The sequence below is a fragment of the Roseovarius sp. A-2 genome (assembly GCF_002072155.1).
In the GTDB taxonomy this organism is placed as follows: Bacteria; Pseudomonadota; Alphaproteobacteria; order Rhodobacterales; family Rhodobacteraceae; genus Roseovarius.
On sequence record NZ_BDIY01000005.1, the window covers coordinates 137,967 to 154,300 of the forward strand.

Here is a 16,334-nt window from a genome sequence, read left to right on the forward strand (position 1 = left end):
CGTTCGCAAGACCGGATAAGCGGCCCGGACTTCGGGAGACGCGTTTCGCAATCAACCGACATGTGCCCAAGAACCCGGCTTTCCGCCTGTTTTGTGGGCAAGAATTGCGAAACACGCGACGGTCGCGCCCGACCAGTTCAAAGTTGCGGTGCCAGTGGCACCCATTTGCAACTATGCGTCGGAATTTTCGGTCGCAACAGGCGAAACGAGGCTTCCATTTCATCCGATTCGATGGTCATGTAACCGGCACTAACCAACTAAAAGAACGCCCGTCATCAAAGACGGGTGCAACAGGAGGAGAAAATTTATGGAACGACGCAAGTTTCTAAAGGTTGCGACGGGGGGTGCGGTCGCATCTGCGACACTCGCGGCCCCGGCAATCGCGCAAGAGCGCACTGATCTGGTCATCGTGTCCACGTGGGGACGGGATTTTCCGGGTCTGGGAACAAGCGCCCAACGGCTTGCCGCCCGGATCGAAGAGCTGACCGAAGGCCGCTTCGCCGTTCAGTATTTCGCCGCTGGCGAGCGCGTTGGCGCGTTCGACAGCTTTGACGAAGTCGCCTCGGGCAATGCCAACGCCTATATCGGGGCCGATTATTACTGGAAAGGCAAGCATCCGGGCTGGGCGCCCTTCACCGCCGTTCCGTTCGGCCTGACCTATACCGAGATCGACGCCTGGATGAAATTCGGCGGCGGCCAGGCATTGCTGGAAAAACTCGGTGCCGAGTTCGGCATCCGTGGCATGCCCTGTGGCAATACCGGCGTGCAGATGGGCGGTTGGTTCAACAAGGAGATCAACTCAGCTGAAGACCTCAAGGGGCTCAAAATGCGTATTCCGGGTCTTGGCGGTGACGTCATGGCCAAGGTCGGCGCCTCGCCGGTCTCGCTACCGGGTGGACAGATTTACGAGAACCTCGTCTCTGGTGCCATCGACGCGACCGAGTGGGTCGGTCCTTGGAACGACTTCTTCCTCAAGCTCTACGAGGCGGCGAAGTATTATTACTGGCCGGGCATGCACGAACCGGGCAGCCAGCTCAGCATGGGCTTCAATGCCGAGTGGTGGGGAGCCCGGTCTGACAACGACAAGCGCATCCTGACCGCCGCCTGCGCCGAGGAAAACGCGCTGCAGGCCGCCGAGACCAACTACAACAACGGTGTCTACCTGAACCGCCTGATCAACGAGTACGGCGTTGAGCTGCGCGAGTTCAACGATGACGTCTACGAGGCCTTTGGCGATGCGGCGACCGAAGTGATCGAGGAAGCCCGCGATCACAGCCCCTTGGCAGCTGAGATCATCGACAGCTTCCTTGAGGTCCGCAACAATGTGGGTGCCTGGTCGAACCTTTCCGACGCCCCCTATGTCGCCAAGCGGAACCGCTACCTGAAGATCTGACGCGGAATGCGCGGGATCGCTGGCGGTTTGCCCGTCAGTCACGGTCGGGCTGGATATTCATCCGGCCCGACCCACCAAATATCCAATAAACAAGGGACGGGGGAGACCGGATGATGGAGTCACAGGGCGCACCGGCGCCGCTGGTTCGAATATTCGGCTGGACCATGCTCAGTCTCATGGTCGCATTCTTGCTTAACGCGATCCTGAAATTCTGGTTCGATTTTCCGGGGGCCACGTCCGCATTCTCCGGCGGCGGCCTGATGGGATTTATCCAGATCGCGCTCTATTTCGCCGCGATCACGCTAGGCATATGGCATGTGCTGAAGACGCCTGACAGAACGCTTCGCTCGGAGGCGGCGGGCATCATAACCTTCAACACTTTCCTCGTCCGTGGGGCGTTCTGGGTCGTGCTGCTCGTCGGGCTGGGCGATGCCGTGGTGTCTTTTCTGCGCGTCAACAACATGCTGGAGGGCATGGTGGGCGCGGATCTGGCCGGAAACCTTGGCCGGGCAGAGTTTCGCGGCCTCTATTTTCACACGCCGCTGGTGATCCTCGGCATCCTGATCGCGGCTGTCACGCGGTCGCTCGGGTTCATCTGGCTTTCGCTTCTGGTGGTGATCGCGGAACTGTTGATCGTGTTCAGCCGCTTCGTGTTTTCCTATGAACAGGCCTTCATGGCCGATCTTGTGCGGTTCTGGTACGGCGCGCTTTTCCTTTTCGCATCCGCCTATACGCTGCTGGAGGACGGGCATGTGCGCGTCGATCTGTTCTATGCCAGCATGCGGCGCGAGAGAAAGGGCCGGGTCAACGCGTGCGGTGCGGTCCTGCTGGGCATGCTGCTGTGCTGGACCATCCTCATCCTGGGCTTCGGCTCGTCTTCGAGCGTCATTGTCGGGCCGATCCTGGTCTTCGAGGTCACGCAGGCCGGCTTTGGCATGTATGTCAAATATTTCATGGCCGGGTTCCTCGGGGTCTTTGCCGTTACGATGATGGTCCAGTTCGTTGCGCAATTCTTCGAGGCCGTCGCCGACAAGCGCGGCGAACCCGGCGCGCGCGAGACGCATGCCGAAATCATGTAAGAGATAAGGCCCGACCTGATGGAACTGTTCTTCCTTCTTCTTCTCATCGTGATCATGGCGACCGCGCTCGGCTCGGGCTATCCGGTGGCGTTCGCGCTTCCCGGTTCGGCGATCCTCACGATCCTGCTGGCCTCCGGCGCGGGGTATCTCTTCGGGGGCGGCGTCGACGCCTATTTCGGATCCGGTGGCCCCTCGCAGTGGTTGAGCGCCGGGGTGACCAACCTGCGCGGCGTCTACTGGGAGCCTGAACGCGATACGCTGATCGCGATTCCGCTGTTCATCTTCATGGGCATCATGCTGCAACGCTCGAAGATCGCCGAGGATCTTCTGGTCACCATGGCGCAACTCTTTGGCCCGGTGCCCGGCGGTCTGGGCATCTCGGTCGTTGTCGTGGGTGCGCTCTTGGCCGCCACCACCGGGATCGTCGGCGCGACGGTTGTGGCCATGGGCCTGATCTCGCTTCCGGCGATGATGCGCAACGGCTATTCCAATTCGCTCTCCACAGGTATCATCGCCTCTTCAGGCACGCTCGGTCAGATCATTCCGCCCTCGATTGTGCTGATCATTCTCGCTGACCAGTTGGCCTCGGCGGTAGATCAGGCCGGGCAGATGCGTCAGACGCTCTACAAGGAGGTCACTGGCGAGTTGATGATGCCGTCCGAATACGCCGTGGTTTCGACGAGCGCAGGAGACATGTTCCTCGGCGCTCTGGTGCCAGGGCTGGTGCTTGTCAGCCTCTATATCCTGTTCATCCTGACCGTGGCCATCCTGCGCCCGCGGCTTGCGCCTGCCGTCCATCACGGGGGCCAGTTCGACCTTCGGTTCGTGGGCAAGATCCTGCTAGCGATGGTGCCGCCCCTCACGCTCATCATGATGGTGCTGGGGTCGATCATCGGGGGGATCGCGACGGTCAACCAAGCCGGGGCTATCGGGGCCGTGGGCGCGATGGTCATGGCCGGTTACCGGCTCCATCCCGGCGGCAGGCTGCAATTCGTGCCCGCGATCATGGCGCTGGCCGGGCTTGGACTGATCGCCTTCGTCCTGTCGAATTACAACACGAACGTGCAGAACATCCGGAACGCCGAGGATGCATTCGGCATCAATCTGGCCATTTTCGGTGTGGTTATGATTACCATTGCGGTCATCTGGAGCGGATACCGCGCCTATGTCAACGACGGTGCCCTGACCGGGGTCATGCTGGATACCGCAAAGACAACGTCACTCGTGTTCATCATTCTTCTCGGGGCTGCGATGCTGACCTCTGCGTTCCGGGCGTTCGGCGGCGAGGAACTGGTCAAGCATTTCCTTGAAGGGCTGCCCGGCGGCTTCTGGATGAAATTCGCGATCGTCATGATGGTGATCTTCGTGTTGGGCTTCTTTCTCGATTTCATCGAGATTGCCGTGGTCGTGGTGCCGATCGTCGCGCCGATCCTGCTGGCCGATCCCGAGGCGAACATCACGGCGGTCTGGTTGGGCGTCATGATCGGCCTCAACATCCAGACATCGTTTCTGACGCCGCCCTTCGGCTTTGCGCTGTTCTACCTGCGCGGCGTCGCCTCCAAGGCGGTCAAGACGATCCAGATCTATATCGGGGTTTTGCCCTTCATCGCCCTGCAGATCGTGGCGCTGTTCATCGTCGCCGCATATCCGCCGCTGGTGAATTACCTGCCCATGCGCAGCTCGCTGACCGCCGAAACCGCGCCGCCGCCGATCAATCCGGCGCTGCAATATTGCGTCGAGAACTACATCGCTCAGGAATTCGAGCGCAACGGCGACAGCATCCTGGCCGCCATCGAGCGGGCGGAACGGCTCGATCTCGCTTACCTGCCTGAAAATCTGCGCGAAGATTTCGAGGACGGCCTGGAGAAAGCCCGCAGCGCGTTCCCGATGATCGACGAGATCGAAGAGATCAGGCAACAACTGGACGAAAAGGCGGTCGATTACCGCCCGCAACACACGATTGTCCGCGCCCTGCAAGGCGATGCGCGCAGGATTCAGGCCGAGCTTGAGGATTTGCGTGTGCAGATCAAACGCGGCTTTGGCGATACCGAGGCGCTACAGGCGCGGGTCGACAAGATGGAAGCCGAACGCGAGGCGTTGCTCGAGCAGGTTCCCGAAGAGTGGAAAGCGTTGCAAACGGCCTATGGCCAGATCACCTCTGCTGACCGGCGCGCGCGCGGCCTGTATCGCCGCACGGTGGATCAGGCCTATGAGCCGGTTCAGGAGCTGATTGATGTCGTCGCGACGGCGGACACACTTGCCGCTCTCGACGACCAGATCGCCGCGCTCGCCGCCGATGCGCCGGATATGGACCGTGAAACCGCCGATGCACGCTTCAAGGAGGTCGAGCGGTCGTTCGGCGACGTCGCCGGTGCGAATGACATCCGTCGGCTACTCTCGGATGCGCGTCGCGAGATCGACGACAGGTCGCCCGATCCCGAACGCGCCGCCGAGTATATCGCCGAGGCACGCACGCTCTTCGAGTCCGAAGTGGAGTGGCGTACGCGGGCGCAAGACGAATTGCTGGACGATCTGAGAGAGTACAAGGCCGCAATCAGCGGCACCATCGGCTTGCGCCAGCAGCCAAGATTGCCGCGTGAGCAGGCGCTCTTCGTTGCCTCCTGCAATGCCGAGCATCGTGATATCTCGCTGAACTTCTAGCGGATGGCATGGCCGACGGTCCTCGATCGATGGCCATGCCCCGCGCACCGGGGCGATCTTCGCCGGTCTGTGGTTAACTCTTGGGATGCGAGGGCCATCTAGGAAAGCCCGCGATTCACGGACGTGTTCGAAATGGTCTCTCCGGCATCGCGGGGCGGGATACTCTATGTGATCGAGGGCACGACACTTGGACGGGCGCGCATCGACCGCGACACGTTCCGGCGGTTGGCCGGTTGGCGTGCGCGGCTGGATCGTCCAAAACCTCTTGTCGATACGAGGTTGCCGTGACGCTGGATACCGGCAACCTTGAAATCTGTAATCAGGAGCCGATTCATCTGATCGGGGCGGTCTAGCCGCGTGGTGCCCTGATCGCAATCGACGCGGATCGCTTCACCGTCGAAGAGCTCAAGCGCATCGCCAAGTTCTATAAAAGCGAGGAGGCAATCAGTGGGCAATTAGCGCAACACCATAAAGTTGCGCCTGAGGGCTCCGCGCGCGGCCTCTTACACCACCTCACGGGACACAGCCACTAGCCGTCTAAAGCACTGTGAATTGACAGATCCGCAGCCGGGGCAACACCCTTCGGATTTTCTGCAATAGCCAGCGCTATGGAGCTCCCGAGGGCTCGCTCAACCGATCGCATTTCGCGATCGAAAGCACACATTTATTCATTGGGATGTTATCGCTCCGCTGGCTAGTATCACTGTCAAGGAAGCTGATCGGGAGGGGGCGGTCATACGGGATAATGTCGTTCGCGCGACGCTGCAGGCGTCCGACGTGTTTACCCAATTTGCCAAAGCCCGCCCCGCTGTTGATAACGCAATAACGGAAACTCACTATGACAAAGATCAAATCGGTCCGTACCCGCGTCTGGAACTGGACAGGGCCAACTGTTCCACCTACCGGCAACTTCTGCACCAATGCCTCCGACGCGCTCTGGGTGAGAGGTGATGCAATGGCATCATTCCGGTTCCATCAATGGTTGACCTGCGAGGTTGAGGCCGAAGATGGCACGGTAGGGATCGGGAACGCGGCGCTTGCGCCCACTGTGGTAAAAAAGGCCATCGACGACTGGTACGCCCCCTTGGTGATCGGCGAAGATCCATTTGATTATGCCTATCTGTGGGAAAAGATGTATCGGCGCACCCATGCTTGGGGTCGCAAGGGCATTGGCATGACAGCGATTTCTGCCATTGACATCGCGATCTGGGACCTGATGGGAAAACTGGTTGGCAAACCGGTGTTCAAGCTTCTTGGTGGTCGCACGAAGGAGAAGATTCCAGTCTATTATTCTAAACTTTACGCGGGCCCCGTGGAGACGATGCAAGCGGAAGCGGAAGCCGCGATGAAACACGGTTACACCGGTTTTAAGTCCCGCTTTGGCTACGGGCCCAAAGAGGGCATGCAGGGGATGCGCGAAAACATAAAACGGGTCGAAGCGTTGCGTGAGGTCATTGGCTACGACAAAGACCTGATGCTTGAGTGTTACATGGGCTGGAACCTCGACTACACCAAGCGGATGCTGCCTAAGCTAGCGAAATTCGAGCCGCGATGGCTGGAAGAGCCGGTTATCGCGGATGATGTGGCTGGCTATGCAGAGTTGAACGCCATGGGCATCGTTCCGATCTCTGGCGGGGAGCATGAGTTCTCTGTCATCGGCTGTGCCGAGCTGATCCGCCGCAAGGCCGTGAGCGTGCTTCAATATGACACCAACCGCGTAGGTGGCATTACTGCTGCGCAGAAGATTAACGCGATTGCCGAGGCCGCGCAGATCCCGGTCATTCCTCACGCTGGGCAGATGCACAACTACCACCTGACCATGGCTAATACCAATTGCCCGATGAGTGAATATTTTCCTGTCTTCGACGTCGAAGTGGGCAACGAGTTGTTCTACTATATCTTTGATGGTGATGCCGAAGCCAAAGATGGTTTTCTTCAGCTTGACGATGACCAACCCGGCCTTGGCATCAGTATATCGGACGAGCACCTCGAACATTTCGAGGTATTCGAATGACCCGATATGAAGGCATCTGGCCTGTTGCCCCCACGCCTTTTCACGATGACGGTTCGCTCGATACCGAGGGAATGAAGCGTGTTCTCGATTGCCTCATTGATCAGGGTGCCGATGGCATCTGCATTCTCGCCAACTATTCAGAGCAGTTTTTGCTTTCGGATGCCGAGCGCGAGATTTTGACACGGCTCTGCCTTGAACATGTCTCTGGCCGGGTGCCTGTGATCGTAACGATTAGCCACTATGCCACACAGATCGCGGTAGAGCGCGCCGTTCATGCCAAGGCATTGGGCGCTGCCATTGTAATGATGATGCCGCCCTATCACGGCGCATTGCTGAAGGGGTCGCCCCAGCAGACTTTCGATCAGTTCCGAGCCGTGGGCGAGGTCGGTATTCCGATCATGGTACAGGATGCACCGCTTTCAGGCGTCGATTTGCCGGTTTCGCTGTTGATCAGGATGGCCCGCGAGATCGAAATGGTGAAGCTGTTCAAGATCGAATGCCCGCAGGCGGCCAACAAGCTGCGTGCGCTGATAGCCGAAGGTGGCGATGCCATTGAGGGGCCGTTCGACGGTGAAGAGGGAATCACCTTGCTAGCGGATCTGGATGCCGGGGCCACCGGGTCAATGACCAGCGGTATGATCGTTGATCAGATCAAACCGGTCATCGAATTGCACCGCGCTGGCGACGTTGCCCGATCAACCGCAGCCTATAGTAGGATTGCAATGGTGATCAATCATGAAAATCGACAATGCGGTTGGCGCTCTTGCAAAGCGGCGATGGTTGAAGGTGGTGTGATCAAATCGGAGTTCTGTCGGCAGCCTACCGACCCACTTCACCCAGCTATACGCGCCCGCCTGATGGACTTACTAAAACCAGTCGATCCGTTGGTCCTGCGTTGGGGCCGATGAACGTACGACAAGGTTTTGATGAATAGATGGATATACACGCCTTACTGCAATAACCAGAGCATTCTGGTGGGCCTTGATGGTTGGGGTGACCACACCATCAAGGCCGCGGCAAATAGAGGAGCCAATCTACCAGAACCAATCTTTATGCGTCACCGTTTGCGGCATTCATCCGCAGGAGATCTGCGAATTCGCGGGCTGCTTCGCTCAAAGGCTCGCCCTTCCATGTGACCAAACCGAATTTCTCTAGCCTTATCTCAGATAGCATCGGCAATTCCGTGAAAAGCCCGGCTTTGAGATGGGCTTCTACCAACGAGGACGGCAAAAGCGCTACTGCGTCCGATACCTGCACAAGGCTTAGGATCGACAGCAAAGAGCAGCATTCTATTACATTATCAGGCGACCGCAGCCCGGCTTTGACGAAAGCGAGATCCAGCGCCTTGCGGGCCGGTGTGGACTGATTCTGGAGAATCCAGGGCCAATCCACCAAGTCCGCTAGATCGTTGATCACGCGATCCTGTAGTGCATGACCGAAACGGGCCACGATGATCAGCTTTTCTTCTGCAAGCGGTTCGAATTCGAATAGCTGACTATGACGCTCGGAGCTGAATCGACCGACAACAAGATCCAACTCTTCGTTTTCGAGCATGTTCAATACGGTATCGCTGGTTTCGCCGTGCAGCGTTATCGTCAGCTGCGGGCGCTTGCGTTTGATGTTGGCCAAGGATCGGAACATCAAATCTAGTCCCGCACCTGCGATTGCACCAATCTTGAGTGTGCCATAACCCCCGGCCCGCCGGGCGCGGAAGTCGTCGGCGAACCGCTGCAAGCCTGTCAACTGATTGCGGGCATTGCTGATGGCAAACTCGCCCAAGGGCGTCGGCTTCAGCCCTCTGGCATGACGCTCGAACAAGGCGGCTTGGAATAGCTCTTCGACATCGCGCAGCATCTTGGAGGCCGTCGATTGCGTCATGTTCAGCGCGGCGGCCGCGCGATGCGTCGTACCATGGTCGGACAACGCCACAATTAGTGACAGTTGCCTGACCTTCAGATTGCTTGCAATATCTCGCGCCATGGATCTTCCGAGGGCTCGCTCGACCGATCGTGTTTCACGATCATTGCCGCGTATTTATTCATTAGGACGTTATCGCTTCTCTGGCTAGTGTCAATGCAGGAGGTGCCGATCGGGAGGGGTCGGCATACGGGTTAATGACGTTCGAGGGGCTGGGAGGTACGCAATACCCTCGGCTGGATACAACATCATCAAGGAGGAGGAACACTATGGGATTCACGAAATTTGCAGCCGCCATGGGCGCGCTTCTGGCGCTCACTACTGCCGTTCAGGCCGAGGGTTATCCCGACCGGCCTATACAGTTGGTCGTACCGTGGGGGGCCGGCGGTGGGACCGACGCCGTGGGACGTATTCTAGGTGCTGAGATCCAGAAAGAGCTTGGCGTGCCGGTGAATGTGGTGAACCGCACCGGCGGCTCGGGTGTGGTCGGCCACAGCGCCATCGCCAATGCCAAACCCGACGGCTACACTATCGGGATCATGACGATCGAGATCGATATGATGCACTGGCAGGGTCTGACCGAACTCACCTACAAAGATTACGACATCCTTGCCATCGTCAATGCCGATCCGGGCGGTCTGATGGTATCTTCCGATTCCGGATATGACAGTGTCGAAGCTCTGCTCGAAGCGATCAAGACCGAGCCCAAAGGCACCTTCAAGGCCAGCGGTACCGGTCAGGGCGGAATCTGGCACGTCGGTTTAGCCGGTTGGCTTCTGTCCGAGAACCTTCCGGCGGATCAGGTGACATTCGTGCCGAGCCAAGGCGCGGCGCCGGGCTTAACCGACATGGTTGCAGGTGGCGTCGATATCGTGCCGTCCTCATTGGCCGAAGGCCTCGCGATGATCGAGGCGAATCGCGTAACGCCTTTGGCGACCATGTCCGCAGAACGTCAGGATGCCTTCCCCGACGTCCCGACCTTGGCCGAAACTACTGGGTCGGACTGGACCGTCGCTGTCTGGCGGTCGGTCGTTGCGCCGGATGGCCTGCCTGACGACGTAAAGACCAAGCTCGAGACTGCCGTGGAGGTTGCTTATAACTCTGATGAATACCAGACCTTCATGAATGACAGGGGCTTCGGACTTCGTTGGGCGGCAGGACAAGACGCGACGAAGATCGTCGCCGACGACGATGCCGCCTTCGGCGAAGTGATGAAGAAGGCCGGCCTGGCGAAATGAACCCGCGCAGGCTCCGGGGCGTGGCTGTAAGAAAACACCACGCCCCTGGCATTTGCAGCATCTTCCTGTCCCGGCCATGCCCGCTCGGCTAACCAGGATGCAGAGTCGAAGGACGTCTTGATGCGTGTTACCGATCTGACCCTCGGGATTCTGACCCTGCTTGGCGGGATCACAATCTTCCTGTCCGCCATGAACTTCCAGGCCATCCCAGGCCAAGCATATGGCGCAGGCACGATGCCACGCGCCGTTGCCGCTGTTACCGTCCTGGTGGGGCTGTTCATAATCGTCCAGGCAATCCTGTCGGAGGATAGGAACCTCGGTTTCCGGCTTGCCGACTGGACCCGCAGCGGCGCCGCCTTGGCGCGCGCTGCCTGCGTTTTGGCGCTGATTCTGGGCTATATCCTTGTGTCGCCCATCCTGGGCTTCGTTTCGACAGCTTTCGTATTAATGCTTGCGGCCATGTTGACGCTCGGTACGCGCTTGCCCGTTGCGGTAATCGTTTCGGCGCTGGCCACCGTCACCATCCAGCAGAGTTTCGGAAAGCTGCTCCTTGTTCCGTTGCCCCGCAGTGCGTTCTTCTCATTCCTGTGGTGATATTCTGATGTCGACCGTGATCGAAGCTGTCAGTCTCGTCTTTCAACCCTATGTCTTAGGAATCATCTTCTGCTCGGCCGTCTTCGGAATGTTCGTGGGGGCGATACCAGGCCTGACGGCGACCATGGCGACAGCGCTGCTTGTCCCAGTGACCTTCTTCATGGATCCCGTACCCGCCATCGCCACCATTGTGACCGCTACCGCCATGGCGATTTTCGCCGGCGACATCCCCGGAACGCTGCTACGTATGCCTGGCACACCCGCCAGTGCCGCCTATGTCCAGGATGCCTATGCCCTGACCCGCAAAGGTAAACCCGAGTTGGCGCTTGGCGCATTCCTGGTCTTTTCTTCGCTCGGCGGGATATTCGGGACACTGGTGCTCATCACCATGTCGCCCATGTTGGCCGAGGTCGCGCTCAAATTCTCGTCCTTCGAATATTTCTGGCTTGTGGTGCTGGGGCTGTCCTGCGCGGTTTTCATCTCTCCAGGTTCGTCAGCGCGCGGGTTGATCGCACTGTTCATCGGTCTCTTCGCCGCAACCATCGGGCTCGACAATCCGGCCGGCGTGCCACGCTACACTTTCGGCAGTGTAGAGATGATGGCTGGCGTGCAGTTCATCCCCGCGATGATCGGCCTTTTCGCCGTATCCGAGGTGATCCGAGGCTTCATCCACCGCAGGGAAGCCGAAGCCCCCCCGAAAACCAGCAGTCGGGGCATCTTCCGGCAGCAATTCAATAATCTCAAGAAGTATCCCGTTCAAGCGCTGCGGGGCGGCGTTTTGGGCACGGCGATCGGCGCGCTGCCTGGTGCCGGTGCCGACATCGCGGCCTGGATTTCCTATGCCGTCTCGAAGAAATTCTCGAAAACGCCTGAAAAATTCGGCGCCGGGCATGTTGAGGGCCTAGTCGAAGCTGGCGCATCGAATAACGGCGCGATGAGCGGCGCTTGGATCCCCGCCCTAGTCTTCGGTATCCCCGGTGACTCCATCACCGCCATCGTCATCGGCGTGCTGTACATCAAGGGCCTCAACCCCGGGCCGATGATCTTCGTCACCCAGCCTGAGATGATCTATGCAGTGTTTATCGTGTTCCTGCTGGCTAATCTGATGATGCTGCCGCTTGGTTGGGTTGCGATCAAAGGCGCGCGTCATGTTCTGTCGATCCCGACAAAGATCTTGATGCCGATCATTCTGATGTTCTGCATCGTTGGATCGTTTGCCATCAATAATTCGGTCTTCGGCATCGGGGTGATGCTAGTTTTCGGGATCGTCGGCTTCCTGATGGAAGAGAACGACATCCCCATTGCACCGGCCATCCTCGGGCTGGTTTTAGGCCCAATGTTGGAGCAGAACTTCGTCACGTCGATGATCAAATCCGACGGCAGTTTCGCCGCCTTCTTCGAGCGACCCATCGCTGCGGGGCTCGGTATTTTCACCATTGCGATATGGCTCATTCCGCTAGTCCCGCTGGTGTGGCGGCGCAGAAGAATTAGCGCGTCCTAGATTTAATGGGACTGGAGAAAAACTTGGGGGTCATGCGGCCATTCTTCGATGCGATACGGTGAGCGCCGCGAGGTGACCCGCGCATGCGCCTTTTCTTGCCTATGCGCATATTTGCGATGTCATTCACGCAGCCTTCCGCGCGGGCGGTCGAGATTGCTAGACCTTTGCGGTCTCGTGATCCGTCGACCATGCCACCCACCTGCGGAGCCGGTCGAGCAATCCGCGATTTTGAGTCATATGGCCTGATCAAGCTGCGCGGTTCTCGGTGTCGTTTGCGGCGGCACCGCCGGTGAATTTGACGCCTGCGACAACCAAAGGCAACTGGCTTGCACCCTTCAGGCGGCACCTTGAGGCCGCGGGCCTTGATGTCGACCAACAGTTCACGCCAGCTCTGCGCGCTCTCGCGAACGCCTACCTGGAAGCCCACAAGCTCCTCCTTTCGTTCGGGTTTGGCCCCAGGAATGACCAGCATACACTCGGCTTTCGGCTCCATGCGGGCTTGGAAATAGACCCCATCGGCCCACATGTAGACGTAGCGCCGTGCCGCGAGATCGCAGCGCGTCCGATGGTCATATTCTGGCTGCCACTCCCCGGTCAGTCGCGAGATCACTCTCGGCGACAACGACACGCTCACCCCCCACCGGCATCACCAATACCAACGCCATTCTGGGCGATGTGAGCTTTATCTGATGGCCTGAGGGCGGGGCTGTTTTCCGCAATGCGATCAGGCCATGCCATGGATGTCGGCGTCGACCGGGTTCCCGAAAAAATTGATTTCTGGCTCTAAAGTTGCATACTGGTCGCGGTATTTGAAAGGAGACATTACTCATGGAAGGCGACCTTATAACCGGAACCGAAGAGGCGGAGAACCTGTTCGGGACTTTTGATGACGACACGATTTTCGGACTGGGCGGGGATGACTCCCTCATCGGCAATCCCGGCAACGACAGTCTGGATGGAGGGTCAGGCGACGATTCCCTGAGCGGCGGGCCGGGTGACGATACTCTGGATGGCGGGCCGGGCGTCGACACCGCCGTTTTCTCGGGGTCTGTGGCCGACTACGACAGCGAGCTGTTTGAGGATGATTTAGGCAGCACCACGATTGTCACCAATACATTGATCGGTGGGCTGGATCGCCTGACAGGGATCGAACGGCTTCAGTTCGACGATGCCACCACGGATGTGCTGCTCGATCCGATAGGGAGCAGCCCTGCCCTGGTGGACGGTCTCGGCGGAGCATTCGGTTTTGGCGAGAATTTCCTGGATCGCACCGGTGACGGCTCGACAGCGCGGATCGACCTGTCCCCGGTGTTCAAGGACGGGCTGAATTTCTTCGGCACGGTCTATGACGGGCTGTGGATCAACAACAACGGATCAGTCACCTTTGCCGCCCCCCGCAGCAGCTTCAGATCTGAGCCGATCCCCGCCGTGTCGGACAATCCCGAAATCACGCCCTTCTTCTCGGATGTTAGCACGTTCCTGAGCGAGGTCGCTCCGACACCGGGCGGCACCTCGCAGGGTAGCAATCTGGTTCACTGGGATTTCAACCTGCTCAGCGACCAGTTCATCGTGACCTGGGACGATGTGGCGGCGTTCGACGGCCCGGGGGGGTTCAACGCGTTTCAGCTCATTCTGACAGATCGCGGGGGTGGCGATTTCGATATCCAGTTCCGCTATGAGGATGTCAACTGGGCCTACGTCTTCGACGACGAGTTTTCCTTCTTTCCCTTTGATACCGTCGTTAACGTGGCGGAGGCCGGTTTCACCGCCGGCACCGGCGAAGAGGGCAGCTTTTTCCAGCTGCCGCAATCGGGCAGTATCACGGGTATGCTCAGGCTTGACACAACCCCCGGCAATACCGGCGAGATCGGGATCTGGAATTTCAACGTCCGGAACGCGGACACGCCGGACACGATCCTGCCAGCGCTGCCGCAGACCGGTGCCGGAGGCTCGGCCAGCGGCGGCGCGCATCTCGCGACGCTGGACGGGGTCGGCTACGACTTTCGGGCGGCGGGCGAATTTGTCCTCCTGCGCGGGACTGACAGCGCGTTCGAGGTGCAGGCGCGGCTGGTGCCCGTGGCGGAGCAGACGAGCGTATTTTCGGCGGTCGCGGCCAATCTCGGCGGCACTGCGGTGATGATCGACGCCACTGATGCGACGCCGCTCTCTGTTGGCGGCGTGGGTACCGAAATCGAGGATCTGGGATTCGTCGATGTCGGCAATGACCGCATCTTCCGCGAGGGTGACACTTACACGATCGTGCTGGCCGGGGCCGATGGCACCGTCGGCGATGGCGACAGCCAGATCCGGGTCACCCTGCGCGACGGGCGGGTTGATGTCGATCTGCGCCTCAACGAAGAGCGTCTCGGCCAGCTCGAGGGTCTGCTTGGTGATGGCGACGGCGATCCCGCCAACGATGTCGCCCGTGCCGATGGCACGGTGCTGGCGCGGCCCTTCGGCTTTGCCGATCTGCACGGGGCGTTCCGCGACGATTGGCGCGTGGCCACCGAGGCCGACAGTCTGTTCACCTATGACGCGGGCGAAAGCCTGGACGGGTTCTATCGTCCGGAGATCCCCGGCGGGACCATCGATGTCGAGATGCTTGCGCCGTCCGTGCGCGATGCGGCGACGTCGGCGGCTCTGGAGGCGGGGCTTGTCCCGGGCACGGCCAATTTCGACAATGCCGTGCTCGATTTCGGTCTGACCGGTGATGCGTCCTTTCTCCAGTCGGCCGCAGATGTGCCTCCTTTCGCGACCGAGACCGTTCTGGTCGAGGACGCGGCCCCGGTGAACCTTTTGGGAACTGATGGTAATGACACGCTCATCGGCACGACCCGGCAGGACACGATCAGCGGTGGCGCAGGCGATGACCAGATTCGTGCGGGCCGCGGGCCCGACCGGCTGTTCGGAGGCGATGGCGACGATGTCATCGAAGGCGGCAGCGGGTTCAACACCGTCTCCGGAGGGGCCGGCAACGATCTGATCGTGACCCGAGGCGGCAATGACAAGATCGACGGGGGCGAGGGCGATGATGTGATCAATTCCGGCATCGGCTTCGATCTGGTCGAGGCAGGGGGCGGCAATGACCTGGTGCGGGGGTTCAATGGCTTTGACAAGTTGAACGGCGGCGCGGGCAATGACACGCTCCTTGGCAATGCTGGTAATGACGAGCTCAATGGTGGCGACGGCGATGACGAACTCAATGGCGGTATCGGGTTCGATGCCCTGCGCGGCGGTGCGGGCAACGACCTGCTGCTGGGGCTTCGCGGCTTCGATAGGCTCGAGGGTGGCTCGGGCAACGACACGCTGGAAGGCAATGCCGGCGACGATCTTCTCTCGGGCGACGATGGGGATGACCTTCTGATCGGCGGCATCGGCCTTGATACCCTCGACGGCGGTGCGGACAATGACCGGCTCGAGGGCGGCGGGGGCGATGACCTGCTGATCGGCGGGGCGGGCGACGACCATCTGCTCGGGGGCAGGCGGTTTGATCTCCTCCTCGGCGGGGCCGGGGCCGATACGCTCGACGGCGGGCTGGGCAACGACACGCTGATCGGTGGCGGCGGTGCGGACAGTTTCGTGTTTCGCGCAGGCTCCGGCGAAGACCGGGTGATGGATTTCCAGGACGGGGTGGATGCGATCCAGATCGAGGCCGCACTCCTCGGCGGCGGCAGCCCCGATGCAGAGGATCTGCGGGATATTGCCAGGCTCGGCAATGACGGCTTCCTGATCCTCGACTTCGGCGGCCGCGACACGCTCACCTTCGCGGGCGTGACCTTCACCGATGCCATCCTCGACGAGGTCAGCTTTATCTGAGGGGGGCGAAACACAAATAGCGGACACGCGGGGGCGACATCGCTCCCGCGTGCCAATTCCGAAGAAGATGCTTTTTACAATGGGATTTTAAATCACTTCACAGAAATGTGATTATGGTGTC

At 59.7% G+C, this 16,334-nt stretch carries 11 protein-coding genes and 2 pseudogenes; 10 read left to right on the forward strand and 3 right to left on the reverse strand.

The features are described 5' to 3' along the window. The first annotated feature begins 307 nt into the window (after positions 1-307). The 6 genes from BHD06_RS09060 (at position 308) to BHD06_RS09080 (ending at position 8,055) form a co-directional block, all read left to right on the forward strand. A complete protein-coding gene (locus BHD06_RS09060) occupies positions 308-1,393 on the forward strand; it encodes a TRAP transporter substrate-binding protein (RefSeq protein ID WP_080456668.1) in 1,086 nt (361 codons plus the stop codon). A gap of 110 nt (positions 1,394-1,503) precedes the next feature. Next, a complete protein-coding gene (locus tag BHD06_RS09065) occupies positions 1,504-2,472 on the forward strand; it encodes a TRAP transporter small permease subunit (protein ID WP_080456669.1) in 969 nt (322 codons plus the stop codon). A gap of 18 nt (positions 2,473-2,490) precedes the next feature. Then, complete coding sequence (locus BHD06_RS09070) at positions 2,491-5,133, forward strand: TRAP transporter large permease subunit (protein WP_080456670.1); 2,643 nt, start codon at positions 2,491-2,493, stop codon at positions 5,131-5,133. Between the two features lie 132 nt (positions 5,134-5,265). Beyond that, a complete protein-coding gene (locus BHD06_RS23695) occupies positions 5,266-5,421 on the forward strand; it encodes a hypothetical protein (protein ID WP_176214318.1) in 156 nt (51 codons plus the stop codon). A 550-nt stretch (positions 5,422-5,971) separates the two neighbouring features. Next, positions 5,972-7,147, forward strand: a complete 1,176-nt coding sequence (locus tag BHD06_RS09075; RefSeq protein WP_080456671.1) for an L-rhamnonate dehydratase — start codon at positions 5,972-5,974, stop codon at positions 7,145-7,147. Continuing rightward, entirely contained in the window at positions 7,144-8,055 is a 912-nt protein-coding gene (locus BHD06_RS09080; RefSeq protein WP_080456672.1) for a dihydrodipicolinate synthase family protein, read from the forward strand. The genes BHD06_RS09075 and BHD06_RS09080 overlap by 4 nt, the downstream gene beginning before the upstream one ends. A gap of 142 nt (positions 8,056-8,197) precedes the next feature. Here the strand turns inward: BHD06_RS09080 and BHD06_RS09085 are convergent, their stop codons facing one another. Further along, positions 8,198-9,127 (reverse strand): LysR family transcriptional regulator, encoded by a 930-nt coding sequence (locus tag BHD06_RS09085; RefSeq protein WP_080456673.1) that lies wholly within the window; start codon positions 9,125-9,127, stop codon positions 8,198-8,200. Positions 9,128-9,333: 206 nt separating this feature from the next. Here BHD06_RS09085 and BHD06_RS09090 point away from each other — a divergent pair, with 206 nt between their 5' ends. The 3 genes from BHD06_RS09090 (at position 9,334) to BHD06_RS09100 (ending at position 12,397) form a co-directional block, all read left to right on the forward strand. Further along, entirely contained in the window at positions 9,334-10,302 is a 969-nt protein-coding gene (locus BHD06_RS09090; protein WP_080456674.1) for a tripartite tricarboxylate transporter substrate binding protein, read from the forward strand. A 120-nt stretch (positions 10,303-10,422) separates the two neighbouring features. Next, on the forward strand, positions 10,423-10,896 hold the full coding sequence (locus BHD06_RS09095) for a tripartite tricarboxylate transporter TctB family protein (RefSeq protein ID WP_080456675.1): 474 nt from the start codon (positions 10,423-10,425) through the stop codon (positions 10,894-10,896). Positions 10,897-10,903: 7 nt separating this feature from the next. After that, entirely contained in the window at positions 10,904-12,397 is a 1,494-nt protein-coding gene (locus BHD06_RS09100) for a tripartite tricarboxylate transporter permease (RefSeq protein ID WP_080456676.1), read from the forward strand. Here the strand turns inward: BHD06_RS09100 and BHD06_RS24250 are convergent. Both BHD06_RS24250 and BHD06_RS09105 read right to left on the reverse strand, forming a co-directional pair. Beyond that, a pseudogene (locus tag BHD06_RS24250) lies at positions 12,384-12,584 on the reverse strand (hypothetical protein); the annotation flags it as partial. The gene BHD06_RS09100 and the pseudogene BHD06_RS24250 sit on opposite strands and share 14 nt — an antisense overlap. A gap of 147 nt (positions 12,585-12,731) precedes the next feature. Continuing rightward, positions 12,732-13,022, reverse strand: a pseudogene (locus tag BHD06_RS09105) (transposase); the annotation flags it as partial. Between the two features lie 203 nt (positions 13,023-13,225). Here BHD06_RS09105 and BHD06_RS09110 point away from each other — a divergent pair. Further along, on the forward strand, positions 13,226-16,213 hold the full coding sequence (locus tag BHD06_RS09110; protein ID WP_080456677.1) for a nidogen-like domain-containing protein: 2,988 nt from the start codon (positions 13,226-13,228) through the stop codon (positions 16,211-16,213). Positions 16,214-16,334: the final 121 nt, after the last annotated feature.

Excerpts from the sequence above, each read along its gene's own strand:
- BHD06_RS09100 (WP_080456676.1), top strand. The coding sequence starts at position 10,904 with ATGTCGACCGTGATCGAAGCTGTCAGTCTCGTCTTTCAACCCTATGTC.
- BHD06_RS09065 (WP_080456669.1), top strand. The coding sequence starts at position 1,504 with ATGATGGAGTCACAGGGCGCACCGGCGCCGCTGGTTCGAATATTCGGC.
- BHD06_RS09080 (WP_080456672.1), top strand. The coding sequence starts at position 7,144 with ATGACCCGATATGAAGGCATCTGGCCTGTTGCCCCCACGCCTTTTCAC.
- BHD06_RS09085 (WP_080456673.1), bottom strand. The coding sequence starts at position 9,127 with ATGGCGCGAGATATTGCAAGCAATCTGAAGGTCAGGCAACTGTCACTA.
- BHD06_RS23695 (WP_176214318.1), top strand. The coding sequence starts at position 5,266 with ATGGTCTCTCCGGCATCGCGGGGCGGGATACTCTATGTGATCGAGGGC.
- BHD06_RS09075 (WP_080456671.1), top strand. The coding sequence starts at position 5,972 with ATGACAAAGATCAAATCGGTCCGTACCCGCGTCTGGAACTGGACAGGG.
- BHD06_RS09060 (WP_080456668.1), top strand. The coding sequence starts at position 308 with ATGGAACGACGCAAGTTTCTAAAGGTTGCGACGGGGGGTGCGGTCGCA.
- BHD06_RS09070 (WP_080456670.1), top strand. The coding sequence starts at position 2,491 with ATGGAACTGTTCTTCCTTCTTCTTCTCATCGTGATCATGGCGACCGCG.
- BHD06_RS09110 (WP_080456677.1), top strand. The coding sequence starts at position 13,226 with ATGGAAGGCGACCTTATAACCGGAACCGAAGAGGCGGAGAACCTGTTC.
- BHD06_RS09095 (WP_080456675.1), top strand. The coding sequence starts at position 10,423 with ATGCGTGTTACCGATCTGACCCTCGGGATTCTGACCCTGCTTGGCGGG.
- BHD06_RS09090 (WP_080456674.1), top strand. The coding sequence starts at position 9,334 with ATGGGATTCACGAAATTTGCAGCCGCCATGGGCGCGCTTCTGGCGCTC.